Here is a 26,590-nt window from a genome sequence, read left to right on the forward strand (position 1 = left end):
CAGAGTTTAGCTAAGTGTTGGCACAGAGAAATTGCCTAAATCGGGTGTCAAGGGCGATCGAGCAAATACATCCCAGTTGAAATCGAGCGGCTGTGAAAAAAATAGTAAGGCAGAGGAAGGTATTTAATGACTGCTGGCTCGCTGGACAACTTTTACGTCCGCTTCCTAGAAAGAAAACTCGAACTAATTGACAATCGTTTGATTGTCTCAAACACGATTGCAGGCAGTCGTCTCCTGCTGTGGCAGAGCCTACAAGGGTGGGGCGCAGCTGCGGCTGTGGCATTAGCTCCCATAGAGCGGTGGATTGAGGCACTATTTCTGGGTTTTGAAATTCCCATCACCTCAGCCACAAGTAACGTTACAGAAACTCTCGACTATTTTCAAACTCAAATTACAGGCAGAGAGTATGATGCCGAAGACTTCATCGCCCAGTTTTGCGGTGGCGAGTACGAACACAACCACATTCGGCAGCAGTTGACTTTTGCTTTCTGGAAAGTGAAGAAATTAATGGGTGGGGAGTGCATGGGGCGAGATTTCGTCATGCGTCTGGGTGACAATGGCTTTACCCCAGATTTGCTATTTTTTACTAGCACTGACCGCAACCAGCTCTATTCCTGGTATTTGGGTGGTCCAGCAGAATTAGTGGTGGAAGTCCTGCACTCCGGTTATGAAGATGTTGATCGCATCGTAAAGCGAGATTACTATGCCGCAGCTGGAGTGCCGGAGTATTGGATCTTTGACCCGCAGGCGCAACAGGTGGAATTTAAGCGTTGGCACGATGGCTCGTACCAGCAACAATTCCCCGACTCGGATGGGTACTATCGTCCCAGCAGTATTCCCGATCTAGCCTTTTGCCCGACTCCACTTTGGCGCGAAGAGGATTGCGAGTGTAGCCAAGGGGAGCGAGAAATGTTTATCCTCGAAGCTTCCCAGCCACCCTATCAAAAGAGCCAGAGCATAGACGATGGTTTGGGTTGGGGCTGCTTACCTTTTGCGCCAATATTACAGCTAGAGCCAACCCCCATTAGTTTCGAGCAATATATTTGTTGGTGTCCAGAAGCTAAGTTCGAGTTTGCGGATGGCAAGATCCAAATTGGCGGCGACATGGGCATTCGTAATTTAATCGGGCTACTGTTGATGACCTTTGGTTTGGCGAACGCAGTCAAGGTGCTACCACTCCAAGCTTGGATCGGTGCTTTACAAGAGCGAGTGGGGCTGGAGCAACAGGATAACGAGCGTAAAGCGGCATGGTGGAGATTAGCACGACAAGCTGCCGCATTGTTACGAGAGAACTATGGAGTCACTAGGGTAGGGGTAATTGGTGACTTGGTACGCTCCCAACCCCTATCCTATTGGTCGGATATTACTCTGGTTGCTTGGGACGTGCCGAGAGTCAAAAGCTATGAAATCTACCAGGAATTCTGTCAGTTAAGTCAGCAGCCAAAGCTGCGGTTGCTCAAACCAGATGATTTTATGACAGTGGAAGAGAAACAAGCAGTTGTCAACGAACTCGTTGAAATTTGATTAAGATCGCTGGAAAACTCAGTCTTAATTTCCTGCTAAATGCTTTGAGGAGAATATGTTTTGGAGCATCGGGATGACTTAGAAGCCATGCGCGAGTCTTCGTTCGCCGCAGCAATCCAAATGGCAAAATTATCCTGCGGACTTCAGCGATGAAGGGTTAAGGGAAGCTGATATAGCAATGCGAGAGAAGGTACAATTGCGACAGCGAAGGGCAGAAAATGATTTTTCAGCTATGTTGGAAACTGATAGAGAAAGTGACTTTTAAGTTTCTGGAAAAACAAAATCAGTTTTGGGAAACGGATCGTAGATTGAGCTAGACTCCAAAATTTTGACAAGAATGCGAACCAAGCTGTCTAGGTCGTCTGGAACTCGATACAGGGTCAGCCCTTGTTGAATCTGTTTTTGTTCTCGGTGCAGAATGCCAAACTGCCAAATGTCACCTGTGGAAACTGCACCCTCAACGGTAGTCCGATCTGAGTCTATCCACTTGTCGAGAGCAATTAGCTCAACGGCTAGTTGGGTAAAACCCCTAGTAAGGTCTGCATTCTTGGCTTGAACTACTAAAAGCTTACCTACTGAGTAGAGGTAATAGTCGAGGGAGCCTTTAAGCTGCTCGGTGACGATAATAGGGTATTCGATGCGGAGCTGAGCGCGAGTGTAGTGAACTAGATCTAACAGTAGTGGCGCAATCAGCAGTTCTCGACGGGCAGCTTCACTGGTAAGGCTGATGTAGGGAAGGCTTTCTTCGATTCGAGACTTAAGGTTGTCTAATCGGTCGAGATCTGCGGTAGATTGAGGCAGAGCTAAAAGCGATCGCTCTAAAGTGTAACCAAATTCCGCCAAGATATCGTCTGGATCGTAGTTCATCTCGAAGTATTGCTTGAAAGAATAAGACTCTCCAGGCTGTAAGATCGGCAGTTTAGGCATAAAAAGTAGTTCTTTGCAAAGGGCAGAAAATGATTGACTTTTCAGCTATGACCGGTTGAGAACTACAGAATGGGGCGCTTGCCCACTGACAGGACACAGTAGCTCCAAACCAATCGATGATAGAACTAGTCCAAGGTTTGTGGCTAAAAGGCACGGACAAATAAATCGGCATTGCTTTGGTAAAGAAGTCCACAACGCGCTAGGAATAAAACATAGTTTCTGAGCCTAACCGAGCAATCCTATGAATAGCAAGAATTCCACTTTTGTTTTTAACAAGAGTCTACCTTTTGTCTAGTATTACCCCGCACCATTTTACTTTCAAATGTACGAGTATAGAGACTGGAAGTGGTATAATAAAAACAACAAACATTCAGTAAATGACTGGGCTTAAGATAATGAGAAAAGGTATTTCTAAAATAGAAAATGATAGTAAATTGTTGAGATAATTTTAGGAATATCAGCGTAAATCAAGTTCAGGATAAATATCGGGTTTAGCTAACTTCTCGCGGTTTTGCCAATACCAATCCTCAACTTCCTGAAGTACCTCTCCTAGCGTAAGCCAGTTGTCTTCGCCTAACCAGACAGGGCTATTAGGAAGTTCCTCACCTGTTTTCCAATCAAAAATATGCTTATGATGCTCATCTTGATGATCGGGGCGCAAAAAACCATCATCTTGATTGTCATATCGAAAAATATTGTATTGCCCTCGAATGAAGACGTTGTAGGAATACCACTTGGTCTGCACGAGAGCATTATCACCAGAACCATCAAGAATTTCTATAAACTTTTGGACACTAACAACAATGTTGCCAAGACACGCTATCTCTCCTGCAAGGGAAATTCCATACGCAATGGATTCAAAGTATAGTGTTTCTGCGCCTATAAAGTCCCTAGCTTTAAACTGACTGATTACAGTACTGTGAATCTCTTGATATGACCGAAACCTATTGGGTTGATGTTTTATTCCTGTACGCATCAAGACGATTTCTTAGCTTCAAAAGTATTAACCACGAACAAATGTCAGCAGTTTCTTTTATTTTGCCTTCAAGAAGATTCTGCCGCATGACTACGGATGGCATCTCATATCGACGCTCAAAATCTCTAATTTTAGCATTGATTTCCTCTGACTGCTTTTTAATTTGTTCTTCAGTAGGAGTCAGAGCATCCTGAAAAAGTCGCTTTACCTGCCTTTCCCTGTCTTGAGCAGACGTAGCGGTAAGCTCTGATAATTTAACACCTCTTGCCAGAGTCGCCATAGCACAAGTTCACTTTCCAATACGATCAGACTACCCCAAACTGGAAATAGATAGTACGGTTCTTGTGACAGATTTACAAAGAATTTATGTACAAGCATGAGGGGAAGTACGGCTGGAGAGTTAACATGGAGAGCTAAGTAGACATCTTAGCCTTTACATTTGAAGCATCGATTATATTTCACTACTTCAATAGTTTAGTATCTACGACTACAAATCTTGCATTTGTAATTGTAATTGTTGTGGCTGGGCATCGGCTGCAAGCTGCTGCAAATCTTTTTTAGGGTAATCGTCTGCACTAAGCTCTAAATAAGCTATGAGCTTTTTAATTCCTTCATAAGTTACCAAGCCGTCAAAATGGATACGAGCCTTACAGTCTTGAGAAATTCGGCACACGATAGTTTCTTCAAACAAACTGTGTTCAACCGATGCGTACTTGCCATTACCATTAGCACCAGGGGGTTTAGCATTAGTGGACGGTGAAGAACTAACACTCCTTTCAACGTGGGGTTGCATTGGTATCTCGGTTTGTATTGGTATTTCAGACGACTTTTGCTCATCATCTGAGGCATCTGAGGCAAGCGCCTCTTCTGCGTTTACAAACTCAATCGTATCACGATAAGCACGAATAACACCGTCTACCGTTTTCGGATTAAATCCCTTCTTGACTAGAGAAAACCTTAAATTTTCATCACTAGGTAATTTATCGCCAAAAGAATCACGCAACTCAGAGAATAGGTCGGGAGCAAAAGCTGCTTCTCTCAAAGCATTCACTCGGTCTGACTGTCCTTTACTCAAAAGCAGAATAGTTTCTGCTTTTTCAGTTACCCTTAGCTGATTTCCAACACTCTCTAGAAGTCCATATTTGAGAAGTGCGGATATCGTAGTTAGGGAAGCGCCGTTTATCCCCCCGTAGCCTATGGACTTTGCAATTACCTCCTTGTCAGCAGGATGCCTATGTTCTTTGTCGTAGACTGCCTGCACCTTTGAAACTGCTTCAACAAGACTAATTCCAGGATAGTTTGGACTTCTAACCTTCGCCATAAGTAACTTCCAAAAGTTTATACGATATCAAGGATAATTTATCGCGTTATAAAACGTCAAGTTCTCGATAAATTGTCTTATAAATTCCGTTATTAGCCGGAATTTTATCGTGAATTATTTTAACGAGCCGCGATTGTAGGTAGATTAGCTGAGCCGACGCAAGTAGTTTCTCAGCTTGCAGCAGTTCAGTCACAGTAGAACCAATGGCGACTACAAAAATATAGGATGCCTTACAGCATCCTTCTAAAACTGGTTTAGAGCTTATATTTAAGCTGTCCAGTCAATTGCCTCTTGACACTTTTACTTCTCTATTCTCCAAATCTGGAAACAAAAGCTTTGTAGCTATAACCTGTCTCGGCTTAGGGTAATCAATTATTCCTAAAGAACGAAGTGTACCTAGGTTATTGGTGTACCCGCTTGATGTCGCAGATTGTCCGGTTAACTCAGCAAGAGATTGCCGATCAATAGCGTCAGGATATCGTTCCACTAATGCTTTAAGGATTCTCGCTTGAGATACTGGTAGTCTATTATACCAAGCTGTATGTAGTTGAGCAAAAGATTCGATTGAAGCAATAGGTCTAGCAAGTATCCGTCCGTGATCTGTAAGTGCAATATAGCCTCCAACTGGGTATTCAATCAATCCTTGGCTTCTCAATCTACTGAGGTTATTTGTAAAGCCAGATGATTTAGGGGATTGACCAGCGAAAACTGCAACGTTATTTCTAGCTATATCAGTTTCTCCTAAAGAATCAAAGGCAGCTAGAGCATCGAGAATGCGCTGTTGTGACGCTGAAAGTACTATATATCTATCATCAGAATTTGACGAGCCTGCAACAGTGGCTTTTTTGGTCTTTTTTGCGCTAGTAGTTATTATATGGGTGGAACTTTGCCTAACTTTTGATGTGCTGACATGAGACAAAGCACTATGTAGATCTTGAGCAATCTTCAACATTTGATCGCCTGCGTACTTCAAAGACCGAATGGCACTTTCTAGTCTCTCCACTTCCCCGTCTTGAAAGATAGGATGCGCTGTATACTTTTCACCTAATTTCCTTTCAAGTTCAACCACAAGATGTTTTAGTCGTTCTAGCTCACCTTGCCTATTTACTTGATGTGGCGTAGAAGTTGCTGCAAAACGTTGCCTGAGTGCAGATAAATCTACCTTTGCTAAAACTTTTGGAGTCTCCAAAGCTACACCAATTTTAGGTGTTGCAGATGAATCGAAGGTTCTACGCTGCCGAACTTGTACACGCTGAAAAATGTTTAGCCAACCTGGGGACCATACCCATGCTGTGCCAATAGATAAAGAGGGTAATGAGTTTAATAACTGATTACGCTGTTCCTGAGTGCCATGTACCTCAATCCAATTCTCTATTGCTCCACGATCCTGTGGAGAAACGGTTCTCAAGGCGACAAGAACTTCTATTTGAGTTAAAACATTTTTATTAATGACAGCGGGACGTTGACTCACTAGAGATACACCTAACCCTCTAGCACGTCCCCGCCTCACGATTTTGTCAATTGCTCCCAGCATACGTTGTTCGCCAGGTAAAGGTTTTTGAGGAGCAAAGGAGTCAGCTTCATCTAAAACAAGATGCAAGGGAGTGCGATTCTTTTGATAAAGTCTTTCAGCAAAATCAGCGATCAAGTGTACCATTTCATTATTACTGAAATTGGAGAGATCGATAACAACCGATTGCTTTTCTTGAATTATAAAATCTGCAATTGCCGCTCCCCATGTTGCTTCAATTTCTACATCACCACGATCCCCACCAAGTACAATTATTGGAAGTCCTGCGCTCTTGCCATCAACAGATGCACGTAGTCCCCAACAAACTCCAACAGGGTCAATAACTACTACCTGTAGTCCTGCTTCTAGCATTTCCTCAACTATCACTAAGGCAGTGTAGGTCTTGCCAGCACCACGTTTAGCGAGAATTGCAAAAGTTTGAGTTACCGCTTCTAGAGGGATGGATAGGTTAGGGGCTATATGAAGTTTAGACATGGCAACCTCTGTTTCTCAAGCTATTTCACTCCAACTGACAGAATTGATGATTTACTATTTAGTAAGGCACATTTCCAAAACTGACTTGCTTTTGCTCTTTGAGGATATCAATTTCTGCCATAGCCTAGGTTAGTAAATTTAATAGTTGCTGATTCTATTTTTCTAGCTCTCTGTTTCTTGTTTGTAACTTATCCAACCCTAGCGCCTGAGCGTAAGCGTCTTCAAGCTCTCTTTTCAGCTTTTGGTTTTCAGCCTTGCCTCTTCTTCTGTGCGGCTGCTTTGATACCTTCAGTGTTGCGCTTCCAGCCTAGATGAGTTTCTTTACTGCTCATTAGCCATTACTCTCCAAAGTCACAATCATGTTACGTGAGTTGGCGGCTACCTTCTCGTTTATCTCGACTGGACGAGATTAGCCGTTTGCTTCCGCTTATCAATCAACTATTCGGTATGCTCAAGCTGCTTTTTGTACTCGTTTAAAAACTCCACAGTGGTGCGGAAGTAGGTGCAGGTTAAACATGCATTTGCATGAGGACAGCCCTGAGAAATGCCTGGTGCAGCTCATGAGCCATTTGGGAGTGCTTGGGCTTGAATGCGTTTAAACCATTCCACTCCAGAATTTCTACTTCCAGCGCATTTGAATCGACTACTTGACCAGCGATCTCAATAATCTTGCCCTGAAACTTGGCGATTTCCTCTTTCATCGTAGAGTCGAATATGTGAGCGTAAACTGCTGTCATGTTCATTGAGTGACTCATGCCCTAGATATCGCTGAATGATATGCCGTGGCACACCGCTATCGATCGCACTTGTCCCTACAGAGTGGCGGAACTAATGAGCCTGAAAGTACTACAGCTTGCCGAAAGCATCACAGATATTCTTGTGCCGTTCTGCCAATTTGTTAAGGTATCTTGAGAAAGCGTAAGCGGTCATGTTCTTAGGAGATGGCGTAAACGCTCCCTTGCACTCAGTGCCTTCATTGGGGCGGAACAGATATTCAAATTTTTCTAGCGAGAGAGTATCGGTGATGTAGCGTTTTTGTTCCTGAATTACCCCGATCAATTCTCTTAAGATGGATAAGGTATGCGGATTGCGGAACAAGCATTGCGAGAACGGTTAGGAATTTTGATTCAGGGACAAATTAAAGGACGATATTCAATCAGGTGCGGTTTTTCAGGTTTGAAGCTACTGGCATAGTAAGGTTTGGGGTGACGGCTATTAGGAACAGCAAGACCACGCAGGGCTGAAATCGCAAATCGTTCCGCTTCCGGTAATCGCATCAGGCTTTCAACTTCCCAATAGATCAGCCAATGCCCAGGTGTGTCATGGAGAAATGCTCTTTGAGGACGGTAGGCATCGCCGTGGGGATGAGCTTTGTTTTTCCCTACTGCCTGCACTTGACCGATATACACGCCAGTCCACGAAATTTGTGGCGGACGGATTGGGTTGGTAGAGTGCGATTCGTAAATCAAAACTCGAACTTTGTTACCTTTACGTAGGTAGTCAGCTTCGGCAAACACTTCTCCAGCTCGGCTACCGAAAGCTACTTTTGGTAGGCACTCAAGCCCGTCTTCAAGATGTTCTTGCGGTACTGATGCCAAAAGTGCAAAACCTGTGGTGATGCTCATGTCTCTCCTATGAAGTGCTGATTAGGGCTTGAGTAGCAATCAAACTAAAATTGTACGGGTAGCAAAACTGTGCTGAAAATCAAAGCGATTATTGCTGCTCGCGAGCGTTTTTACACAGATCTAGACCCATGTGAATCACTGAACCGAGGCTAACTTTGGCATAGCCAGGACGAGGATCGTCCTTCCAAATTGGATGAATATCTTTAAATTGTTTTGAAGCATCTGCCGTGCCATTTACCCCGTACTCAGTGCCGTCTGGAGTAACAAATACTACTGCTGCTCCATACTCGGTAGCACATCTGACAGTCCCTTCCGGCACGGTGAATGGATATTTCTCTCCCAGCTCTGCCTCTGATATCGCTCTGCTTGTAGCCGGAACTTCCGATGCTGTAGCGATCGCACTGGGTTGTGTGGGCGGTGGAGAAGTCAGGGTGTCACCAGGAGATCGAGGTCGTCCAATTTCACCACCAACTGCTTTGGCAAACTCTAATGCTTTCTGACGCTCGCTAAAGCTAGCTAATTGCACCGTATACTTTCCTGTCTCAGTCCTAGTAGTGCTAAAAGCATCTGCACAGTAATAACGGCGTAGAACAGCTAGATCTCCGTAGTCGATGAAAACGGCAACTTCAGAACCCTCTGCCCCTGCTTCCCGATCCCCACAAGAAGCTTGAGGAAACTTGAAAGCAACATCTGATGGTCGATTAAACGACGTGCATCCAGCTACTAATGCCAGCAAGATTGTAGACATAGCAGCAGTCGAGCAAAACGACTTGAACATAACGCGATTGGCAAATTAAAAATACAAAAATCTGTAGAAATTAAGATGAATGGCATCCGATGCCACCGGACTCATCCGCACATGAATTGGTCGCGATCGCCCGCCTGCTCCGGTACGTCCTAGACTAGCTAAAGACATTTCTGGAACAGTAATAGCTGGTCGCGTATGGATAAGCGAAATTAGTAACTTGGAAGCAGCCGCAACAGTAGCAGTGCGCGAAAAACATTCCTGTAGCAGACTAAAATACTGGTTTTGGCTGACATAGATCCATTGACAGTCAAGCCGCTCGATCTAGGAGTAACACCCAACTTTGTCATTGGGTTAGCTTTCTCTCATGTAAAGTTAGAACGCGATCGCGCCCCAACAGCAGATTTGATTTAATTAACATATTTTTAACTTTAATGGGCGTTTGTCGGTTGATTCACCTAGCAACTCGTGCTACCTTTAGATAGCATAAGCGAAAAAATTTGCGATGTCATCACCTGCGTACAAGGTAAACTTTGACACCGCAATTAGACTGTTACTGCCAATGCACGATAAGAGTGCTGCTAGTCGGAATCAAGTGATTCCAGCGCGATGAAAAGTTGAGCCAAGGACAAACCAAGAGCCTGCGCTAGCTTGCTAGCTGTTTCGATGGTGATTGTTTTTTCGCCACGTTCGATAAAGCCGATGTAGGTACGATGCAGCCCACATCGCTCTGCAAACTCTTCCTGCGACAAACCCTCCTCTAGGCGAAGTCGTCGGATCAGTCTCCCTAGCCGCTTAGCCAGCGGTTCTTCTTCCATAATTTATAGAAGATAGGGAGGTGCTATCTAAAGATCTACATACTAGAGATAGCAGGCACTACTTGCGTTCTGCGTTTAGCAAGCAACTGGTTAGGAATGTCGTTGAGCAACGCTTAAGGTTTCTCTTCTTCACGCAAAAGCATTCCCGCGATTATACAGTAGCGAGCCACAGAAAATGAGTATTTTTTGGCAGAACGATCCCCCAAACTGGCACTGGCTAACTCAAGAGGAAAGATACGCTTACGACCTGTGTGAATGGGTAACTTGCACTTGGAAGCAACTACCCTTACCGCTCAACCGCTACCAACTGCCTCAATTACCAGGACTGTATGCTCTCTACGGCGAGTTCCAGCCATCCCATCTGGAAATCGATATTTTGTATAGACAATCGCAATCAACCATTGCAGAAGTACTACCTGACTCAATTTCACCAGCACAAAGGCAACGTGAATTTAACGTCTTTCTCTACATTGGAACCAGCCATAGTCTTTATCAGCGATGGGAGTCGCATCCAATCAGACTGCCACTCCAGCATTTGCTCGATCGCGGTGTAGGTGTAAGTTTTTACTTTCATACTACGATGCTGCCGTTCGCAACTTCTTCTCGTCTGGAAAGCGAAAATGAGAAGAAAAGCAGGCGGGAATTAGAAAAAAAGCTAATTCAGTGTTTATGTCCGATTTTTGGCAATGGTCGTAGATGGAGAGCGTAAGGCAAGTGACTATAGAGTGGTAGATCGGCAAGCAAAGTTGACAAAGGTTCGATTGCTAGATGGTAGTACAGGCAAGGTGATATATGAGGATCGAAAATCCACGTTATGTTCTGAACCAAGGACATCCTGAATTGCATTTCGAGCTACTTGGACGCACTGCTCAACTGTCCACGGAAACGAAGCCGACGCTGAACAAGGCTGGTATTGTCTCCCTTGGCTCTGACTTTGACGATCTCGTACCGCCCATTGAACTCAATGGCACTGTGTTGCGCGGCTGTACGAACAATCCAGAAATATTTCGCCTGTACGACCAGTTCGGTCATGCTGTCATGAATCGCACGTTCAAGCCTGGGGCGATCGAGTATCCACCAGCTAGGTAGACATGACTTGCTCGATCTATCCGTTTTCTCAATAGTTGACGCAACCCGATCTACCTAACTTTTATACAACTACATTTCCCGCAAGAGTTTTAGCGCATCGATCGTCAACAATACAATAATACTAGTTAAACTGACGCGATATATGTTTGCCACGACTCGGTTTTATCCCGTGAATGAAAAAGACGGGACGATCTACCTGGACACTCAAGCAATCAAGCGCGACTGTTTAAAGTTTCCTGGCTGCACGGGCATGACTGGCTTTGAATTAAACCAGAAATTTCCCATGATGCAGCAATTGGGATATAAGCTCGTCCGCCTCACGCCAAAACGACGTGGTGGAGCCAGGGCTGGAGCAGGGCGACCCAAAGGAGAGTCGCAAAAAACCAGCACAATCCAAATCGATCGCCGCCTGCACGAAGAACTAAAAGCTAGGACGGCACGACTGAAGCAAATACTAGGTAGCTACTCGTTGCAAGATTATGTGGCGAGTGCGATCTTCGAGTGCGATCCTGACTTACAGGAGTTAGCTTCATTCGTACAGCCAATGGAGGCGGATGCTACTACCATCACTACTGTTATCCATGCCATCGAGCGCCTCAAAATCTGGCAGGTAGAACTTTCCAGTATTTGTCAAGAAGGAGTTGCTCTTGGAGCAGTGCTTGCAGCATTACTGAAATACCAAAAAAGTATCGAAAAGAACATAGTCAACCAAACTTAGGAGTGCGATGCCATTGTGACAACACCAATTGAGAGCCGCCAGCTCTTTATCCTTCCCGATCGGAGTGGATTGCTCAAACTCGACGAAAGTTCCACTGATTGGGAAATTTGTCATGACTGATTTCAAAAATTTCAGCGAATCCGCCATCAAAATTATCCCTCTGGCGCAGGAAGAATCCCATCGATTGGGTCACAACTTTATTGGCAGAGAACAGCTTTTAACTGGATTGCTGGCGACAGACAATGGAGCAGCTCGACTATTGAAAGCAGCAGGTGTGACATTGGAGGCTGCTAGAGCAGAGGTGGAGAAAATTATCGGTCGCGGTTCTGGTTTTTTGGCTGTGGAAATTCCTTTCACTCCCAATGCAAAACGTGCCTTAGAAGAGGCGATTGACCTAGCCCGCGAATCTCGAATGTACGTAGAGCCAGAACATATACTGCTGGCAATCGCAAATTCTCCGCCTGGGTTTGCACTTAGAGTCTTGGAAAACCTTAGTGTTTCCGTTTCCGCACTAAAAGAGGCAATTCTTACCCAACTTTCTAGCTTGTCCCAACAACAATCGCTTCAACCGGATACAGAGTTTGAATCCCCAACCAAGATAATGCCTTCCATCCCAAGCGTAGATAGGAATGCACCAACAATGGTGGATATTGTGGCGTTACCACAGGAAGATGGGCGCTGGGTTGCCCAAGCCAGAGCTGGTGGTACTCGCCTAGAACACCCTAGTTTCCGTAGTATTGGTTACGGGAGTAGCGACTTCGAGGCGATAGCTGTTGCCCTAGAAGGAATGGCGCGAATGTATCGGGACTATAAAGCTTGAAATGAGAGGAGGTAGCAGAAGATGAGCGATGAGGAGTTGCAAATGTTGGTAGCTTCAACTGCCCAGAAAATTCGGATGCTGGGAGGCTATGATGTGTCGAAAGTAAATCTATTGGTTGATTCCCGCTCCAGGCAGATAATTCACCTCCAACGGCAATCAAACGCGCTTCATCGCCGGATGGATGACACAATGAGCGAGATTCGTAACCTGCGTGTTGATACGCGAGAGTTACAGATAGAAAACAACCGCATTCTTTACAATTTGGAGCAACGGATAGCAATTGATAAGTAGATTCGACTCCAGAAACGATTACCGCCAGAGGTGTAGGTTCTAGCTTATGTCTGATGTTGTTTTCCCGTTTTATATTCGGATTTACGAGCGTCGCGGTACAATGTGGTCTGCCAAATCTGGTACGCCATTCTACAATGGCACGGACAAACCGATGCCCCGTGAAAACATCGAGCGGTATTTTAAGTTGACACCCTTACAAGTTGTGATTGAATTGTTTCGGATTAACGGTGGCAGAGCTGGTTTCTACATAGCAAATTTACGCGATCGCAAATATTACTACTGCGGCGCGGAGTGGGATGATGTTAAGACTACGCTTCATAAAATAGGTATTGGTAGACCAGATCCATTTGACACCGCAAAGGGCTGAAGATGAGAAGGCAAGGAGAACTGGGAGTTGATCGATGAATAAACCAGATTTTGGTTCTCTGAATAGAACCGAACTTAAACGCTATGTTTTGGAGCATCGGGATGACTTAGAAGCTATGCGCGAGTTTTTCGTCAACCGCAGCGATCCGAATGGAAAGGTGTATCCGTTCACTCTAGATGAAGAAGGGCAGCGAGAAGGGTTTGAGGCACTACGCCGCAAGGTTGAGCAGTTACAGCAAGAAGAACAAAATTGACACCGCAGCAATAGTTGATGCAGCAATAGTTGATGAATAAAAGACAGCAAGAAGCTCGCAAGGCAATAGCTTGGAGTACAGACGCGCTTATTCCTGGCATTTATGTATGGTTGGGTAATTGGTTGTTCCGACTTGGTGGCACTGAAGCCCAAGAGAGTTATCCTGGCACGATACATAGCAAGTTTGGGCTAGCGGTCGTACTGCCTGGATACCATATTTGGACTACGTATCAGGGTTCCTATGACCCTGAATAAACATCGGACTGACCAAACGAATTCGGAACTCGGAATTCGGAGAAGCTCGGAATTAAAGAGGTTACAAGCCCCTGCGACTTTAAGGCTTGTCCAGAAATAGCTGTTTTTGGGGAGGTTTCAGTCAATTCCAGGAAATTTTTCGGAAAGCTTTGCTGGACAATGTTTTTAGACGTTACGTGGCACTTGGATGCAGCTTCGCTACCTTTACGCCAATTACTGTCTGGTCTTAGGGTTCATCTTGAGTTATCGGGGTGTTAGTATCATCGGAACAAAAAACAGAGTTAAGAATTTTATTCCTGCGAGCGCGATAAAAAAGCGATCTTTTTAGATCTTTCCTGTATCCCTTGTTCCAGCAGGGATTCTGCGTTTTTTCCTGTGATAAAAATCCCGAAGAGCTGGAATTCTGGTTGAACGAAGCTACTATTTTAGCGTCTGCCAGAAAAACCGTACAGCAAGGTTTTCAAGCTTAACCATGAAAACTATTCCATTGCGACTCGCACGCCAACTTCTGCTGGGTAAAGCGTGCTATTCAGGGAAAAAATTACCGATCTCAATTTGAATCTCTGGGAAAACCAAGACTGTAAGTGTATCCCCTGGCTCTACTGAAAACTGTTGGAGATATTCGGAATTCTGGGGGCGACGAAAGACGCGGACTACTTGGGCATTCACGTCCACTACCCAATAATCGCTAAGCCCGCTACGCGCATATGCAGCAAGTTTTTGATTGGTGTCAAACATCAGAGTCGTATCTGAGACTTCAACTATCAAAAACAAATCCGAGGGCAGAGGATGGCGATCGTAGTAGTTGCGTGCGTCAATTCGCGCTAGGGCAAGATCTGGTTCGGGTTCGGTGCGATCGCTCAACACAATTGGTTTTTGACTTCTCACCGCAGCTACGCCTTCAAACAGCACCCTGAAATATTTTTCGATATTATCGCTCACTGCTGCGTGTGGTGGTCTTTGCGCTGCCATCAAAATTATCTGCCCATCGATTAACTCTGTGCGCTCTTCAGGTTTGAGAATGCCACATTCTGCCATTTGACGATATTCGTCAACGGTGAAAAGCCTTGTTGTTTGTATGGCGTTCATCCTGGCAACCAGCCCTCGTCTAGTATCTGCTCAATAGTGTAAGGGCATTCAACAGGGAAGTTTTCCAGAAAAACAGTACTTTCCTGGCTCGCTTTTTCCCTGGCTTCTTCATATGCTTCGGGAAGTAGCTCTAGTAGAAAATCACCTGTCAGACTGGGGCTATCATCTAATACTTGCTTCAAGTCCCGCCTTGCTATCCTAATAAATGCACGCCATTTCCGACACTGATACTCTACCTGCTTCTCCCACTTGAGTAGATTGGTTAACAAAACTACCAGGCGACGATTAATCTCTTGTTTTTCCGCTCTCCCCAAGCCTTCTAGTTCTTCAATTAAGTTATCCCAGTCTACCAAATCAAATTGCCGCTGTTTCAAATAGTCAGCAGTGGTTTGAATCCATTGGGAAAAATCACTATCGTATAGTGAAGTCAATCACTACTCTCCTGCCGACCTGCTAAGTTTTTTGCAATGAGGATTGCTTCCTCCTCCGTAAATTCAATTGAAAGACCTCCAGCGTCTTCTCTCACGGCAGTTCTTACCTGGATGCTGTCTCCAGTAAACCTATAAGTTATGGCATATTTCCAGCGGTCTATACCCCTGTATTTGGTTCTAGCCAGAGTAGAAATAGCATCCTTCAGCTCTGGGGATATAGCTGGTTCGCCTTGAAGCGGTTTGTATGGGTCCACGAAACCTATCCTCGTTTCTTGTACTTGCTTTTGCAATTCTTCTACTTGCTTTAGGATTTCACTGGCTTCGGAGCTAAGTTGGCGCGATTGTCTCGATAAATTCGGTATTTCTTGCCTAATTTTTTCTTTCAACTGCTCTACATTTACCCCTAAGTTTTCTACAACTCTCAGTGCAACACCTTCTGAATTCAAGATGGAGAGTAGTATCTGTTCTGGGTGTATGGGGGTTCGATATTCCAGAGAAATATCGACCGCATCTTCTAAAGCCCGTTTTGCATTTGGAGTAAAAGGAATTTCAACACCGACAAACCCAGAACCTAAGCCAATAATTTTCTGTACCTCAGCCCTAGCTACTTTTAGAGTTACCCCCGCCGCATTTAGTAAAGTCGTAGCGTTATTCTTTGCACCCAAGCAACCGAGTAATAGCTGCTCTCTTCCTACAAAGTTATGTCCCATCCTCCGAGATTCCTCTTGGGCAAGCATGATAACCTTGATGGATTTTTCTGAGAAGTTTCTGAAGTCAACCATTTTTCACATCCGCAAAGATTTTCGTTAAATCTGCTTCCACAAAACAAAACCTAAAGGGATGACGAGAATAATAACGGTCAACCAAGTCGTGGCAATAATGGTTCCCGCTACTAAAAGCAGCCAACGGCTCCAGCTTTTAACTTCAGCTTTAATTTCAGCTACCTCTACTTCTAAGTAAGCGATTGCAGCTTTCATCTCCTTTGATTGGGTTGGTTCGGGTATCATTTCTTTTCTCCCAAATGCTCTTGTAGGTACTTCCGTTTTGCATCGCCAAACAAATACACCACATCACCCAATTCATCTACTTCGCGCATCGCATTGAACTGCCGTGCCTTTGAGTTGAGATACCACTTGGCGAATGCTACATGGATTCCACAGCTAATAGCAAATTTATCGAGCCGTATTTCTCGGTCACAACGAGTTAGTATTCTTAGCTCGGTGTCCATCTCGCCTAACTTCCACATCAACCCAATAAGTCCCCAGATCCCGAAGAAAAGCCCGATAAATAAAACTATAGTAATCAGATCGGCTAATGCCTCAGACATAAATTACGCCGACTCCTAAAGTAGTGTATGAAAGACTTGCTCTAACTTTCCAATAGCTGAGACGATTATTGTCTGTCTAACTCCTTGAGTGTCGCCAACATATAAATCAGCTTATCTGACTGCTCTGGCAGTAGTTGCAGATCGGAACGAAAAACAATTTCAGCTAATTCTGCCAGCTGGCGGCGCAACCACTTTGTTTCTCTTTGCAAAGACTTGAGCAACTTATCTTGGTCAGTATCCTCTAATTGGGATGGCTTTTGAAGGGGGACTACCTTAGCGATCCCTTGTTCCTCATCTAAATTTCTTTTATTCACTCCACCTGGATAATAACTATTTGCCCACAATTTCAGTAGATTCAGTTGGGATCTCTTGCGGCGTAACGCCCCCCACGCTTTACTCAACCACTCGCTGTCTATTGCCTTATGTCCAAACCGCGAATCTTCAATTGCTATGCGGATTTGAGCATTGATGTCTTCAATTTCTGCCTTGAGGCTAGTCGTCATCTCCAACCAGCTTTTTACCGTTCCATCAAACGCAGCTAGAGATTCATACACCCAAGGCGGCATGGAGTCCACTATTGGCAATGGTTTGTTCATGGGTAGAACTAGTTGCTATGTACTATGTGATAAACAATACCACAACTACTATGAATTTCTCCAGTTCGTACAAACGATCGAGTTGCGATCGCACGCCGCCCATCGTGAGTGCTTTTGCAAGTAACATAAAGACCTCTTGAGAGCGTTGTCAACTACGTTACAACGATTTGTACGTTGGTATATAGAAGCAGCTAGCTCTATTATGAGTTAAATTATAGCAATTTTGGTAGATTTACCGATGCTTTTGCCAAGAATTAGCAGTACTACCAAAACTTAAAAATAAGCGTATTTATCGCAACTATAAAATCAACCAATGTTTTGAGCTTTAACTTATTTCTCACTAGACTGTCCTCAGTAATTTTAGGAATGTATATATATATTAATTTTTATATTTTAAGAGATTTTCCCGATCTCATTAACCATTTTAAGAAAATAAAATCTGAGAATATTTAATTTCTACACAATATGTAGTTTTGCTGGAGCTTTTTAATGGATATTTATGATTGATTTTTTATGCATAAAAAATCAATACATAACTGGTTTTCTATATGTTTTTCAGTTGAATTGGGAATTCATAAAATTTTCCGATTATTTATCATTAAATTCTCCAAGATTAGTCACCACTTACATATCTAGTATTGCATTGATTCTGGAAAACTTTGAATGCCGCGTATTTTTGATAATATTGAACTATCGCTTTTGCCTACACTGCGAGAAACTCTAAAAGTTTCGTATTGCGCTGATTTTTGTGTTGGCTACTTCAACCTCAGAGGGTGGCAAAAGATTGACGATTTGATCGAGCAATATATAGGTGGAGAGAAAGCTTGTTGCCGTCTTTTAATTGGGATGCAAAGCTTACCCGAAGATGAAGTTCGTACCACCCTCACGCTCGGTAATGGTATTCAAAGAATTGATAACAAAGCTATTATTCAGTTCAAAAAACGGATAGCAGCAGAGTTTCGCCAACAACTTATTATTGGCGTGCCAACTAATCAGGACGAAGCTGGATTGCGTCGGCTTAGCATTCAAATCAAAGCTAAAAAACTTCAAATAAAACTCTTCCTACGCCATCCGCTCCACGCCAAGCTTTATCTGATCCACCGCAACGATCCCAATACACCAACTGTTGGATTTTTGGGTAGCAGTAACCTTACCTTGCCTGGACTAGCTAAGCAAGGTGAGCTGAACGTTGATGTCCTAGATCATGATGCTTGTAACAAACTGCATAAATGGTTTGAAGACCGTTGGGAAGACTTTGGATGTGTAGATATTTCTAAAGAACTGGCAGAACTAATTGATGAAAGCTGGGCAAGAGAAGAACTAATTCCTCCTTACTACATTTATCTGAAGATTGCCTATCATTTATCCCACGAAGCAATCGCAGGACTATCAGAATTTCGCATTCCCTCGGAATTTAAAGATCGCCTATTCGAGTTTCAAAAAGCAGCGGTTCAGCTTGCTGCTCGCCATGTGACTAAACGGGGAGGCGTGCTAGTTGGTGATGTAGTTGGTCTAGGAAAAACTTTGGTAGGGACTGCTCTCGCTAAAATTCTGCAAGAGGATTGCCTGCTAGAGACACTAATTATCTGCCCAAAAAACCTTGTGGATATGTGGCAAGGATATGTGGAGCAGTATCGACTGATTGCAAAAGTTTTATCCATCAGCAAGGTATTGAAAGAATTACCTAACCTACGCCGTTACAGAGTAGTTCTGATTGATGAAAGTCACAACTTACGTAACCGCGAAGGTAAATGTTATCGAGCAATACAGGAATACATTACTGCTAACGAAAGTCGTTGCATTCTTCTGTCTGCTACTCCATATAACAAGACCTATCTCGATCTTTCTGCTCAGCTAAGGTTGTTTGTGCCAGAAGACCAAGACTTGGGTTTTAGACCAGAGCAATTATTGAATCAACTTGGTGGGGGAACAGCAGGAGAACTTGAGTTTATCAGGCGACATCAATGCTCCGTGCGGTCTTTGGCTGCTTTTGAGAAAAGCGAATCCCCTGATGACTGGCGGGATCTGATGAAGCGTTACATGGTGCGACGGACTCGCAGCTTTATTCAAGAGAATTATGCCGAAACGGATGATGCAGGTCGTAAGTATTTAACATTTTCCAATGGCGGACGTTCTTATTTTCCAGAGCGATTGCCCAAAACGATTAGGTTTTCCCTTGGCGATTCTGGTAGCGATCTATATTCGCGCCTTTACTCAGAGTCGGTAGTAGATGCGATCGACAATCTTCACCTACCTCGATACGGGCTAGGTAATTACGTTGCTCCTTTGCATGTACAGCCACCTACAGAGGCAGAGCGTCGTCAGTTAAACGGCTTATCTCGTGCTGGAAGGCGGTTAATGGGTTTTTGCCGCACTAATTTGTTCAAACGTTTGGAAAGTAGTGGCATTGCTTTTATTCAGTCTCTAGAGCGGCACATCCTACGGAATTTCATTTACCTTTACGCAATTGAAAATGGACTAGATATCCCTATTGGTTCTCAGGAAGCAGATTTACTAGACACGCGCATCAGCGACGAAGATTCAGACTCTATTGCTGCCACATTGTTTGACACTGAAATAGAAGACGATGATGAAGCGATATTAACACCAGAAGCACTACTTTTACAGCTAGAGGATGGCTTTCGTCAACAGGCAGGAGCGGTTTACGCAGAGTATGCCAGCCGCTACAAGCGCCGCTTCAAGTGGCTGCGACCTATATTATTCGATATCGAAGCATTGCAACAAGATTTGCTAGCCGATGCAAGATTGCTGCTCGGCATCCTACGAACCTGTGGCAGATGGAATCCGCACCAAGATGAAAAACTAATAGCTTTAGTTAAACTGCTACAGCAATCTCACCCTAAAGACAAGGTACTAATTTTTACCCAGTTTGCCGACACCGTGCGCTATCTGGTGGATAACCTTGAAGCCAGAAACATTACCAGTGTTGCAGGAATTACAGGACAATCTTCAAATCCTACAGAAATAGTTGGGAGATTTAGCCCTGTAAGCAATGAAAAACGCGATCGCGTTTCCCCAGCAGATGAACTTCGTATCCTCATTGCTACGGATATTTTAAGTGAAGGTCACAACCTCCAAGACTGCGCTACGATTGTCAATTTCGATTTACCTTGGGCAATCATTCGCCTTATTCAGCGTGCTGGAAGGGTAGACCGGATCGGTCAAAAGGCTGAAAAGATTCTCTGTTATTCATTTCTACCTGCTGAGGGCGTGGAGCGCATTATCAACCTACGCGGTCGTCTAAGAAGACGGCTGCGGGAGAACGCTGAAGTCGTCGGAACCGATGAAGCTTTCTTTGAAGATGACGACGCTCAAGTAATTCTCGATCTCTACAACGAAAGATCGGGAATTTTAGATGGAGAAGATGACACGGAAGTAGACCTAACATCTGAAGCCTTCCAAATCTGGAAGAACGCTACAGAGGCTAATCCAGCTTTGAAAAAGACTATTGGGGAGATGCCCAGCGTGGTCTACTCTACCCGCGCTTATACCCCCACTCCACCAGCTCCAGAAGGGGTGCTGCTTTACATGAAGACAGCCGAAGGCAACGACTCCCTGATTTGGGTCGATCGCAATGGTAACAGCGTCACTCAATCTCAATTGGCAATTTTGAAAGCAGCAGCGTGCGACCCAGACACGCCAGCAATTGCCAGGGACGATCGGCATCACGAGTTAGTCAAAAAAGGTGCTGAGTTGATTGCCCAAGAGGAGAAGAATGCAGGCGGTCAGCTAGGTCGTCCTACAGGGGCGAGATTCCGTACCTACGATCGCCTAAAGCATTATGCCCGACAGATGGAAGGAACCCTTTTCGTAACAGAGGAACTGCTGAGGGCAATTGACGAAATTTACCGCTACCCACTGCGCCAATCGGCAACTGATACCCTCAACCGCCAACTCAAAAGCGGGATTAGCGACCAGCAATTAGCAGAGTTGGTAGTCGCTCTACGAGCAGACGATCGCTTAAGCATTGTCAGCGATGAAGCCGAACAGCGGGAGCCAGAAATTATTTGTTCGCTCGGACTCTTCGAGCCAAAAGGAGTATAAGCAATGCCCATCAATCGCAAACAGGCTCGCAGTTATTTGAAGCAATTTGAGTTCGAGCCACTATTCGTTCAAGAACTAGGCTGGGATTACTATACTGGTCAAACTCTACCCATCAGTGTCGAAGGGCAAATCTACAGCCTTACCCCCCTGGTTGAGAAGCGGGGAGTGATAGTTTACTGTTGCGCTCCAGACGCACAGGGTAGGATTCCAGAATACGCTACACGTCGCCAGATCGAGCGGCAAGTTGCCAAATACGTCCACGAGCATTTGATTATATACGTCGATGCTGCCCAGACCGAGCAAGTTTGGCTGTGGGTCAGGCGCGAGATTGGTAAACCTGCTGCTTGCCGAGAGCATCGGTTTCATACAAGCCAGTCTGGGGCTGCCCTACTCCAGAAACTAGAGGCGATCGCTTTCTCCCTAGAAGAAGAGGAATCGCTTACCCTGGTCGAGGTGACAGGTCGCACCCGCAGAGCCTTTGATGTCGATCGCGTTACCAAAAAGTTTTACGACCGCTTCAAGAAAGAACACGCTGCTTTCCTTCAGCTCATCCAAGGTATTGACATTCCTTCGGATTTGGAATGGTACGCATCCTTAATGCTCAACCGCTTAATGTTTATCTACTTTATCCAGAAACAAGGCTTTTTGGATGGGGATAGAGACTATCTGCTTCGTCGGTTGCGGATGTGTCAGCAGCAGAATGGACGAGATGCGTTCCACTCCTTCTACCGCTACTTTTTACTCCGGCTATGTCACGAAGGTTTAGGCAAGCAGGAGCGCACTCCCGAACTAGAAAAATTACTGGGCAAAGTTCCCTACCTGAATGGGGGTCTATTCGAGGTACACCCTTTAGAGATCGCTCACCCAGATATTCAAATTCCAGACTCAGCTTTTGAGAAAATTTTCAGCTTTTTTGAGGAATACCAGTGGCATTTGGACGAGCGCCCGTTGCGGAACGACCAAGAAATCAATCCTGACGTTTTGGGTTACATATTCGAGAAGTACACCAACCAGAAGCAAATGGGGGCATACTACACCAAAGAAGACATTACAGAATACATTAGCAAGAATTGCATTATTCCCTTTATTTTTGAATCTGTAGACAAGCAAGTAGGCGACTCTCTATTCAAACCTAATGGTTTAGCCTGGAAACTGCTGCGAGAAGACCCAGACCGCTACATTTACAAAGCAGTTCGCCAAGGAGTGGATACTCCACTACCTGATGCGATCGCTGCTGGTATTGATGATGTCTCAAAACGGGATAGTTGGAATCGACCAGCCGCTCCAGAGCTTGTCCTACCTACTGAAACCTGGCGCGAACACGTAGCTCGTCGTAACCGCTGTCTGGAACTACGCCAAAAGCTAGCATCTGGAGAAATCCAATCCATCAACAATCTAATTACGTATAACTTAGATATCCGTCAGTTAGCTCAAGACGTGATAGAAAACTGCTTCGATCCAGAACTACTGTCAGTTTTCTATCAAGCTATCTCTGAAATCACTGTTTTAGACCCCACTTGCGGCTCTGGGGCTTTCTTATTTGCCGCTCTCAACATTCTCGAAGCATTGTATGATGCCTGCTTGGAGCGGATGCAAACTTTCTTGGATGAAAATTATCGCTTTAGCGACGATAAGTACGTTCAAAAAATCCAACAGTTTAGCCAAATTCTTCAACAAATCAACCAGCACCTTAATCGTCGCTATTTCATTCTCAAGTCAATCGTCATTAACAACTTGTATGGCGTTGACATCATGCAGGAAGCGACGGAAATTTGCAAGCTCCGCTTGTTCCTAAAATTGATGGCTCAAGTCGAACCTGATGCTTCACGACAGAACTACGGCGTAGAACCACTGCCTGATATTGATTTCAACATTCGTGCTGGTAATACGTTGGTTGGTTTTGCTAGCTACGATGAGGTGAAAAAAGCTGTTGAGGGAGAGAAGCAGAAAAAGCTAGATCTATTCGGTGACATGGCTCGGATCGACGAAAAGGCAAAGGCTGTCGATCAAAGTTTTCAAAATTTCCGCAAACTTCAGACTGAAAGAGCTGATGGGCGCTTAACTTCTCAAAAGAAGGCAGAACTTAGTAGCAAGCTTCAAGAGCTGAGAAACGAGCTTGACCGCTACCTAGCCGAGAAGTATGAGATGGGGCTATCTAAAAAGCTAGCAACTTTCAAAAAGTGGAGGGAAAGTCACCAACCGTTTCACTGGTTTGTTGAGTTCTACGGCATTGTCAACAGGGGGGGGTTTGATGTGATTATCGGAAATCCTCCGTATGTAGAGTGGTCAAAGATTAAGGGATACGAACTACTCGCAGGTATTTACAAAACTAGAAGCTGTGGCAATTTATATACCGTTATATGTGAGCGATCTTACAGACTTCTACAAAACCAAGGCTGCTTTGGCATAATTGTGCCGATAAGTTGTATTGCTACTAATCGAATGGCTCCCTTTCGAGACTTATGGAAGGAAGAACATTTAGATACGTATGCTAGCCATTACTCTGGTGATGCACATCCTTCGGTACTCTTTCAAGGAGTTAAATTTAGGTTATCTATCTTACTACAGCATAAAGGTCTATTAACTTCAAACATATACAGTACACAGTTTCAAAAATGGTTGCCGGAGGAACGAGAAAATCTGTTTCAGTTAATTGAATATGTTGAGGTTGAACCAACTTGCATTCGCCTTAGCCTTGTTCCTAAAGTTGCCACAAAAATACATGCTTCTGTTTTGTACAAACTCTGTAGCAGTCACTCCCTAGTTCAGACCAGTATCTACTCAAATTCAGAATATACGGTTTATGCTCATAGAATTGTGGCACACTTTGTCAAAGCCTTTGATTTTATTCCATTCTTCAAAAATGAGCGAGATGGCGAGAAAAAATCTGAAGACTACAAGACTTTTCATACTAATACCAAATTGAACAGCGACACTTTAGCTGCCTTACTAAATAGTAGTCTATTCTATATCTGGTTTGTGTCATATTCAGATGTCTATCACTGCGGGCGTGAAGTCATTCTTGACTTCCCTTGCGACATAGCACTTCTGGCAAAAGCCCTGGGGAAGAAACTATCTGAGGTGAAAGATCGCCTCATGAAAAGCTTACAAGCTCATAGTATCCGACGCTGTATTCCTTACAAAGCTACTGGATTAGTAGAATATGATGAATTTTATCCTCGACTCTCTAAGTCAACTATGGATGAAATAGATCGCATTCTAGCTCAACACTACGGCTTTACAGACGAAGAACTAGACTTCATCGTTAACTATGACATCAAGTATAGAATGGGGCGGGATTTAGAGGATGAAGATTAATAAATACTGGTTTTTATGAAACGAGTTTTTCTATAAAGAAAAGCTACTATAATTTTCCTAAAATTGTAGAAGTAGTAGGTTAAAAAGAATTGTTTTGAAACTCAAGCTACTGGAAAAAAACACATCGAACTTTTGACTAGAATTCCTGCCACCTACTAATTCACCAACCAAAATTTATTTTCAGCATGATGCGCTAATGACAGAAATTCTACAACAAAGATGTGTTTTGAGTGCGGCTTCTATAGATGATGGAATGATTGATAAGTTTGTTTGCAGTATGTTTTATCACTACTAATGAACCGAAAAATACTTTTATTTTCTACCATTTTAGCCTTAGAACTCTTTGATCTATATCTAAGAAAGCAACCACTGCTCATCAACCTACACTCTCAACTTCTAATGCTACTCCAGTTCAGGCAACCTATCGAGTTAAACGAATTGCTGATGGTGATACGATTACTGTTGTTGATGTGCGAGGTGCTGATGTTAGAGTGAGATTTTCTTGCTTGGATGCACCAGAGGTTCCACACACGAAGCAGGAACGGGCAAGCTACGATCCTATTGACATCGACCAATTTAAATGGGGTCGCTTAGCACGTAATCGACTCACTCAACTGATTCACCAAGCAGGCGATCGCGTAGCTTTAACCGTAGTAGATACTGACCGCTACGGGCGTAAAGTGGCGGATGTTCGATTGTCTAATGGAGCATTGGTACAAGAGATACTGATTCGTGAAGGACTAGCAGTAGTTTACAAGCAGTACATTAAAAGCTGTTCTAATGCCACACTAGTTGAGCAGGCAGAAATTCAAGCTAGACAGCAAAAAATAGGAGTCTGGGGCGATCCTAGTTTCATTCCACCGTCAGAGTGGAGACACAATAATAAGTAGCTTAGCAATTTGTTTTAAAGTCTTATTGCTTCTAGAACTTGCACCAAAATAATTAAACATTATATGCGATTAGGAGTTCTAATTTTCTACTAAGATGAGATATTAGCCTCATTCTTGCTACTTAGCTGTAAGTCAATTTTTTTTAAAAAACTAATAGATTCTAACCAGTGATAAATTCTTTACATTTAGTTCATTAAAAATTCATGCTTGTCGTAATTTCTCCTTTTTTAAATGGGATAAATAAAAATAATGTAATAATAGTAGCTTTATGACTATAGCTAAATACGATCAAGTCTCCATAGCTCATAATCGTGATTCCGATCCCTTAGTGTATCGATTACAGACAACTCAAATGCTAAAAATGCTGTCAAGACTTCTCCCAGGACACGAATGGAAGTCAAATTGGCTGCACGATAACGTTAGAAGAAATGGCTCTATCTCTTTTGATATGGGTATAACACTGAGTTATAAGGGGCAATCCTTGGGTGCAGGGCATGAACATGAATGGGAAATTCAAGTCAATCCTAGATGGGCAGAGAAATTGAACCAAGCCTATAGAGAGATAACTGCTCTAGTCATCGGTCAAGGAGTGGTAAAAAAAACAGAGAAGACATCTAAAGCTCTACCTGGAAAAGTAGATAATGGCAACCATCTTAGAGCGGATGACACGTATACTTGGAATAATTTATCATTTCGCTCTCCAGCAGAAATTGTCGTAGCTAAGGCATTAGAGAGTAGGGGGTTACTATTCTTTCCTAATGCTAAGTGCCGGATTCGCAATCGACTAGGGATCGCAGAGACGAAAGAAACAGACTTCTTAGTTTTCTATAAAGGAACTTCACGAATTTTAGAGGTAGACGGAAAAGAATACCATCAGCAAGCAATAGAAGATTATAGAAGAGACAGAATGTTTGATAAATATGGAATTCGGTCTACTCGTTTTACTGCTTTAGAGTGCCTTAACAATGCCGAGCAGGTAGTCGAAGAGTTTCTGGAGCTATTTTGATTTATTAGACTAAGTTTTGAACAAGGTCATATATGGTTAGTATCTTGTGTATTATATCAACTACACATTACTGTAATTTTGTGATAAATTTTCAAGTTTAGCCTTTGATTTCTTAAGTATTAAATATATTTTCTG

Annotated in this window: 31 protein-coding genes; 14 read left to right on the forward strand and 17 right to left on the reverse strand. The window is 43.8% G+C overall.

The annotated features are described in order from the left end of the window. The first annotated feature begins 126 nt into the window (after positions 1–126). Complete coding sequence (locus QH73_RS19995; protein ID WP_052289835.1) at positions 127–1,524, forward strand: Uma2 family endonuclease; 1,398 nt, start codon at positions 127–129, stop codon at positions 1,522–1,524. Positions 1,525–1,785: 261 nt separating this feature from the next. On the opposite strand, the gene QH73_RS20000 is transcribed toward QH73_RS19995, so the two are convergent. From QH73_RS20000 to QH73_RS28925, 10 genes are all read right to left on the reverse strand, one after another. Continuing rightward, complete coding sequence (locus QH73_RS20000) at positions 1,786–2,451, reverse strand: hypothetical protein (protein ID WP_052289834.1); 666 nt, start codon at positions 2,449–2,451, stop codon at positions 1,786–1,788. Between the two features lie 457 nt (positions 2,452–2,908). Beyond that, complete coding sequence (locus QH73_RS20005) at positions 2,909–3,430, reverse strand: DUF6516 family protein (protein ID WP_201278249.1); 522 nt, start codon at positions 3,428–3,430, stop codon at positions 2,909–2,911. Next, entirely contained in the window at positions 3,396–3,707 is a 312-nt protein-coding gene (locus QH73_RS20010; protein WP_039714080.1) for a hypothetical protein, read from the reverse strand. Before QH73_RS20010 ends, QH73_RS20005 begins: the two co-directional genes overlap by 35 nt. A gap of 207 nt (positions 3,708–3,914) precedes the next feature. Beyond that, positions 3,915–4,748 carry a hypothetical protein gene (locus QH73_RS20015; RefSeq protein WP_039714079.1) on the reverse strand — a complete coding sequence of 278 codons (834 nt, stop codon included), beginning with the start codon at positions 4,746–4,748 and terminating at the stop codon, positions 3,915–3,917. A gap of 280 nt (positions 4,749–5,028) precedes the next feature. Beyond that, positions 5,029–6,753, reverse strand: coding sequence for a helicase HerA-like domain-containing protein (locus tag QH73_RS20020; protein WP_039714078.1), 1,725 nt, complete (start codon positions 6,751–6,753; stop codon positions 5,029–5,031). 509 nt (positions 6,754–7,262) lie between these two features. Continuing rightward, positions 7,263–7,508 carry a hypothetical protein gene (locus QH73_RS20025; protein WP_132867408.1) on the reverse strand — a complete coding sequence of 82 codons (246 nt, stop codon included), beginning with the start codon at positions 7,506–7,508 and terminating at the stop codon, positions 7,263–7,265. A 91-nt stretch (positions 7,509–7,599) separates the two neighbouring features. Then, positions 7,600–7,851 carry a hypothetical protein gene (locus QH73_RS20030; RefSeq protein WP_132867410.1) on the reverse strand — a complete coding sequence of 84 codons (252 nt, stop codon included), beginning with the start codon at positions 7,849–7,851 and terminating at the stop codon, positions 7,600–7,602. A 29-nt stretch (positions 7,852–7,880) separates the two neighbouring features. Then, positions 7,881–8,378 carry a hypothetical protein gene (locus QH73_RS20035; RefSeq protein WP_052289831.1) on the reverse strand — a complete coding sequence of 166 codons (498 nt, stop codon included), beginning with the start codon at positions 8,376–8,378 and terminating at the stop codon, positions 7,881–7,883. Between the two features lie 88 nt (positions 8,379–8,466). Then, positions 8,467–9,126, reverse strand: coding sequence for a DUF2511 domain-containing protein (locus QH73_RS20040; protein WP_165587746.1), 660 nt, complete (start codon positions 9,124–9,126; stop codon positions 8,467–8,469). Between the two features lie 45 nt (positions 9,127–9,171). Next, entirely contained in the window at positions 9,172–9,294 is a 123-nt protein-coding gene (locus QH73_RS28925) for a hypothetical protein (RefSeq protein WP_286194141.1), read from the reverse strand. Positions 9,295–9,408: 114 nt separating this feature from the next. On the opposite strand from QH73_RS28925, the gene QH73_RS28930 reads away from it, so the two are divergent. Next, positions 9,409–9,537, forward strand: a complete 129-nt coding sequence (locus QH73_RS28930; RefSeq protein ID WP_286194142.1) for a hypothetical protein — start codon at positions 9,409–9,411, stop codon at positions 9,535–9,537. 167 nt (positions 9,538–9,704) lie between these two features. Here QH73_RS28930 and QH73_RS20045 read toward each other — a convergent pair whose 3' ends face one another. Then, entirely contained in the window at positions 9,705–9,941 is a 237-nt protein-coding gene (locus QH73_RS20045) for a helix-turn-helix domain-containing protein (protein WP_039714077.1), read from the reverse strand. A 175-nt stretch (positions 9,942–10,116) separates the two neighbouring features. Here QH73_RS20045 and QH73_RS20050 point away from each other — a divergent pair, with 175 nt between their 5' ends. The 8 genes from QH73_RS20050 (at position 10,117) to QH73_RS20085 (ending at position 13,733) form a co-directional block, all read left to right on the forward strand. Next, positions 10,117–10,650, forward strand: a complete 534-nt coding sequence (locus QH73_RS20050; protein WP_132867412.1) for a hypothetical protein — start codon at positions 10,117–10,119, stop codon at positions 10,648–10,650. Between the two features lie 83 nt (positions 10,651–10,733). Continuing rightward, positions 10,734–11,030, forward strand: a complete 297-nt coding sequence (locus QH73_RS20055; RefSeq protein WP_039714076.1) for a hypothetical protein — start codon at positions 10,734–10,736, stop codon at positions 11,028–11,030. Between the two features lie 142 nt (positions 11,031–11,172). Further along, a complete protein-coding gene (locus QH73_RS20060) occupies positions 11,173–11,748 on the forward strand; it encodes a hypothetical protein (RefSeq protein ID WP_039714075.1) in 576 nt (191 codons plus the stop codon). Positions 11,749–11,860: 112 nt separating this feature from the next. Then, complete coding sequence (locus tag QH73_RS20065) at positions 11,861–12,568, forward strand: Clp protease N-terminal domain-containing protein (protein ID WP_039714074.1); 708 nt, start codon at positions 11,861–11,863, stop codon at positions 12,566–12,568. 21 nt (positions 12,569–12,589) lie between these two features. Beyond that, positions 12,590–12,859 (forward strand): hypothetical protein, encoded by a 270-nt coding sequence (locus QH73_RS20070; protein WP_039714073.1) that lies wholly within the window; start codon positions 12,590–12,592, stop codon positions 12,857–12,859. 46 nt (positions 12,860–12,905) lie between these two features. Continuing rightward, on the forward strand, positions 12,906–13,226 hold the full coding sequence (locus tag QH73_RS20075; protein ID WP_039714072.1) for a hypothetical protein: 321 nt from the start codon (positions 12,906–12,908) through the stop codon (positions 13,224–13,226). Between the two features lie 34 nt (positions 13,227–13,260). Then, on the forward strand, positions 13,261–13,479 hold the full coding sequence (locus tag QH73_RS20080; protein WP_039714071.1) for a DUF6887 family protein: 219 nt from the start codon (positions 13,261–13,263) through the stop codon (positions 13,477–13,479). 32 nt (positions 13,480–13,511) lie between these two features. Beyond that, on the forward strand, positions 13,512–13,733 hold the full coding sequence (locus QH73_RS20085) for a hypothetical protein (protein WP_039714070.1): 222 nt from the start codon (positions 13,512–13,514) through the stop codon (positions 13,731–13,733). A gap of 525 nt (positions 13,734–14,258) precedes the next feature. On the opposite strand, the gene QH73_RS20090 is transcribed toward QH73_RS20085, so the two are convergent. The 6 genes from QH73_RS20090 to QH73_RS20115 all read right to left on the reverse strand — a co-directional run bounded on the left by QH73_RS20090 (position 14,259) and on the right by QH73_RS20115 (position 17,176). Next, positions 14,259–14,822, reverse strand: coding sequence for a Uma2 family endonuclease (locus QH73_RS20090; protein ID WP_052289829.1), 564 nt, complete (start codon positions 14,820–14,822; stop codon positions 14,259–14,261). Then, positions 14,819–15,253 carry a DUF29 domain-containing protein gene (locus QH73_RS20095; protein ID WP_039714069.1) on the reverse strand — a complete coding sequence of 145 codons (435 nt, stop codon included), beginning with the start codon at positions 15,251–15,253 and terminating at the stop codon, positions 14,819–14,821. Before QH73_RS20095 ends, QH73_RS20090 begins: the two co-directional genes overlap by 4 nt. Continuing rightward, the gene (locus QH73_RS29440) at positions 15,250–16,035 is read right to left on the reverse strand and encodes a Clp protease N-terminal domain-containing protein (RefSeq protein ID WP_039714068.1); all 786 of its coding nucleotides are present in this window, start codon (positions 16,033–16,035) and stop codon (positions 15,250–15,252) included. Before QH73_RS29440 ends, QH73_RS20095 begins: the two co-directional genes overlap by 4 nt. Positions 16,036–16,059: 24 nt before the next feature. Further along, complete coding sequence (locus tag QH73_RS20105; RefSeq protein ID WP_039714067.1) at positions 16,060–16,260, reverse strand: hypothetical protein; 201 nt, start codon at positions 16,258–16,260, stop codon at positions 16,060–16,062. Next, positions 16,257–16,580, reverse strand: coding sequence for a hypothetical protein (locus QH73_RS20110; protein WP_039714066.1), 324 nt, complete (start codon positions 16,578–16,580; stop codon positions 16,257–16,259). Before QH73_RS20110 ends, QH73_RS20105 begins: the two co-directional genes overlap by 4 nt. A gap of 65 nt (positions 16,581–16,645) precedes the next feature. Then, complete coding sequence (locus QH73_RS20115; RefSeq protein WP_039714065.1) at positions 16,646–17,176, reverse strand: hypothetical protein; 531 nt, start codon at positions 17,174–17,176, stop codon at positions 16,646–16,648. A 663-nt stretch (positions 17,177–17,839) separates the two neighbouring features. Here QH73_RS20115 and QH73_RS20120 point away from each other — a divergent pair. The 4 genes from QH73_RS20120 (at position 17,840) to QH73_RS20135 (ending at position 26,455) form a co-directional block, all read left to right on the forward strand. After that, positions 17,840–21,241: a helicase-related protein gene (locus tag QH73_RS20120; RefSeq protein WP_039714064.1), complete on the forward strand. Its 3,402-nt coding sequence runs from the start codon at positions 17,840–17,842 to the stop codon at positions 21,239–21,241. 3 nt (positions 21,242–21,244) lie between these two features. Next, a complete protein-coding gene (locus tag QH73_RS20125; RefSeq protein ID WP_039714063.1) occupies positions 21,245–24,559 on the forward strand; it encodes an SAM-dependent methyltransferase in 3,315 nt (1,104 codons plus the stop codon). A 491-nt stretch (positions 24,560–25,050) separates the two neighbouring features. Beyond that, complete coding sequence (locus QH73_RS20130; RefSeq protein ID WP_165587747.1) at positions 25,051–25,449, forward strand: thermonuclease family protein; 399 nt, start codon at positions 25,051–25,053, stop codon at positions 25,447–25,449. Positions 25,450–25,717: 268 nt separating this feature from the next. After that, the gene (locus QH73_RS20135) at positions 25,718–26,455 is read left to right on the forward strand and encodes a DUF559 domain-containing protein (protein WP_039714061.1); all 738 of its coding nucleotides are present in this window, start codon (positions 25,718–25,720) and stop codon (positions 26,453–26,455) included. Positions 26,456–26,590 lie beyond the last annotated feature (135 nt).

Origin of the sequence: Scytonema millei VB511283 (assembly GCF_000817735.3) — a bacterium.
Lineage (GTDB): Bacteria > Cyanobacteriota > Cyanobacteriia > Cyanobacteriales > Chroococcidiopsidaceae > Chroococcidiopsis > Chroococcidiopsis millei_B.

Coding starts and splice junctions, on each gene's coding strand:
- QH73_RS19995 (WP_052289835.1), top strand. CDS start 127: ATGACTGCTGGCTCGCTGGACAACTTTTACGTCCGCTTCCTAGAAAGA.
- QH73_RS20000 (WP_052289834.1), bottom strand. CDS start 2,451: ATGCCTAAACTGCCGATCTTACAGCCTGGAGAGTCTTATTCTTTCAAG.
- QH73_RS20010 (WP_039714080.1), bottom strand. CDS start 3,707: ATGGCGACTCTGGCAAGAGGTGTTAAATTATCAGAGCTTACCGCTACG.
- QH73_RS20015 (WP_039714079.1), bottom strand. CDS start 4,748: ATGGCGAAGGTTAGAAGTCCAAACTATCCTGGAATTAGTCTTGTTGAA.
- QH73_RS20020 (WP_039714078.1), bottom strand. CDS start 6,753: ATGTCTAAACTTCATATAGCCCCTAACCTATCCATCCCTCTAGAAGCG.
- QH73_RS20025 (WP_132867408.1), bottom strand. CDS start 7,508: ATGAGTCACTCAATGAACATGACAGCAGTTTACGCTCACATATTCGAC.
- QH73_RS20035 (WP_052289831.1), bottom strand. CDS start 8,378: ATGAGCATCACCACAGGTTTTGCACTTTTGGCATCAGTACCGCAAGAA.
- QH73_RS20040 (WP_165587746.1), bottom strand. CDS start 9,126: ATGTCTACAATCTTGCTGGCATTAGTAGCTGGATGCACGTCGTTTAAT.
- QH73_RS28925 (WP_286194141.1), bottom strand. CDS start 9,294: ATGTCTTTAGCTAGTCTAGGACGTACCGGAGCAGGCGGGCGATCGCGA.
- QH73_RS20045 (WP_039714077.1), bottom strand. CDS start 9,941: ATGGAAGAAGAACCGCTGGCTAAGCGGCTAGGGAGACTGATCCGACGA.
- QH73_RS20050 (WP_132867412.1), top strand. CDS start 10,117: ATGAGTATTTTTTGGCAGAACGATCCCCCAAACTGGCACTGGCTAACT.
- QH73_RS20055 (WP_039714076.1), top strand. CDS start 10,734: ATGAGGATCGAAAATCCACGTTATGTTCTGAACCAAGGACATCCTGAA.
- QH73_RS20060 (WP_039714075.1), top strand. CDS start 11,173: ATGTTTGCCACGACTCGGTTTTATCCCGTGAATGAAAAAGACGGGACG.
- QH73_RS20065 (WP_039714074.1), top strand. CDS start 11,861: ATGACTGATTTCAAAAATTTCAGCGAATCCGCCATCAAAATTATCCCT.
- QH73_RS20070 (WP_039714073.1), top strand. CDS start 12,590: ATGAGCGATGAGGAGTTGCAAATGTTGGTAGCTTCAACTGCCCAGAAA.
- QH73_RS20075 (WP_039714072.1), top strand. CDS start 12,906: ATGTCTGATGTTGTTTTCCCGTTTTATATTCGGATTTACGAGCGTCGC.
- QH73_RS20080 (WP_039714071.1), top strand. CDS start 13,261: ATGAATAAACCAGATTTTGGTTCTCTGAATAGAACCGAACTTAAACGC.
- QH73_RS20085 (WP_039714070.1), top strand. CDS start 13,512: ATGAATAAAAGACAGCAAGAAGCTCGCAAGGCAATAGCTTGGAGTACA.
- QH73_RS20090 (WP_052289829.1), bottom strand. CDS start 14,822: ATGAACGCCATACAAACAACAAGGCTTTTCACCGTTGACGAATATCGT.
- QH73_RS29440 (WP_039714068.1), bottom strand. CDS start 16,035: ATGGTTGACTTCAGAAACTTCTCAGAAAAATCCATCAAGGTTATCATG.
- QH73_RS20105 (WP_039714067.1), bottom strand. CDS start 16,260: ATGATACCCGAACCAACCCAATCAAAGGAGATGAAAGCTGCAATCGCT.
- QH73_RS20110 (WP_039714066.1), bottom strand. CDS start 16,580: ATGTCTGAGGCATTAGCCGATCTGATTACTATAGTTTTATTTATCGGG.
- QH73_RS20115 (WP_039714065.1), bottom strand. CDS start 17,176: ATGAACAAACCATTGCCAATAGTGGACTCCATGCCGCCTTGGGTGTAT.
- QH73_RS20120 (WP_039714064.1), top strand. CDS start 17,840: ATGCCGCGTATTTTTGATAATATTGAACTATCGCTTTTGCCTACACTG.
- QH73_RS20125 (WP_039714063.1), top strand. CDS start 21,245: ATGCCCATCAATCGCAAACAGGCTCGCAGTTATTTGAAGCAATTTGAG.
- QH73_RS20135 (WP_039714061.1), top strand. CDS start 25,718: ATGACTATAGCTAAATACGATCAAGTCTCCATAGCTCATAATCGTGAT.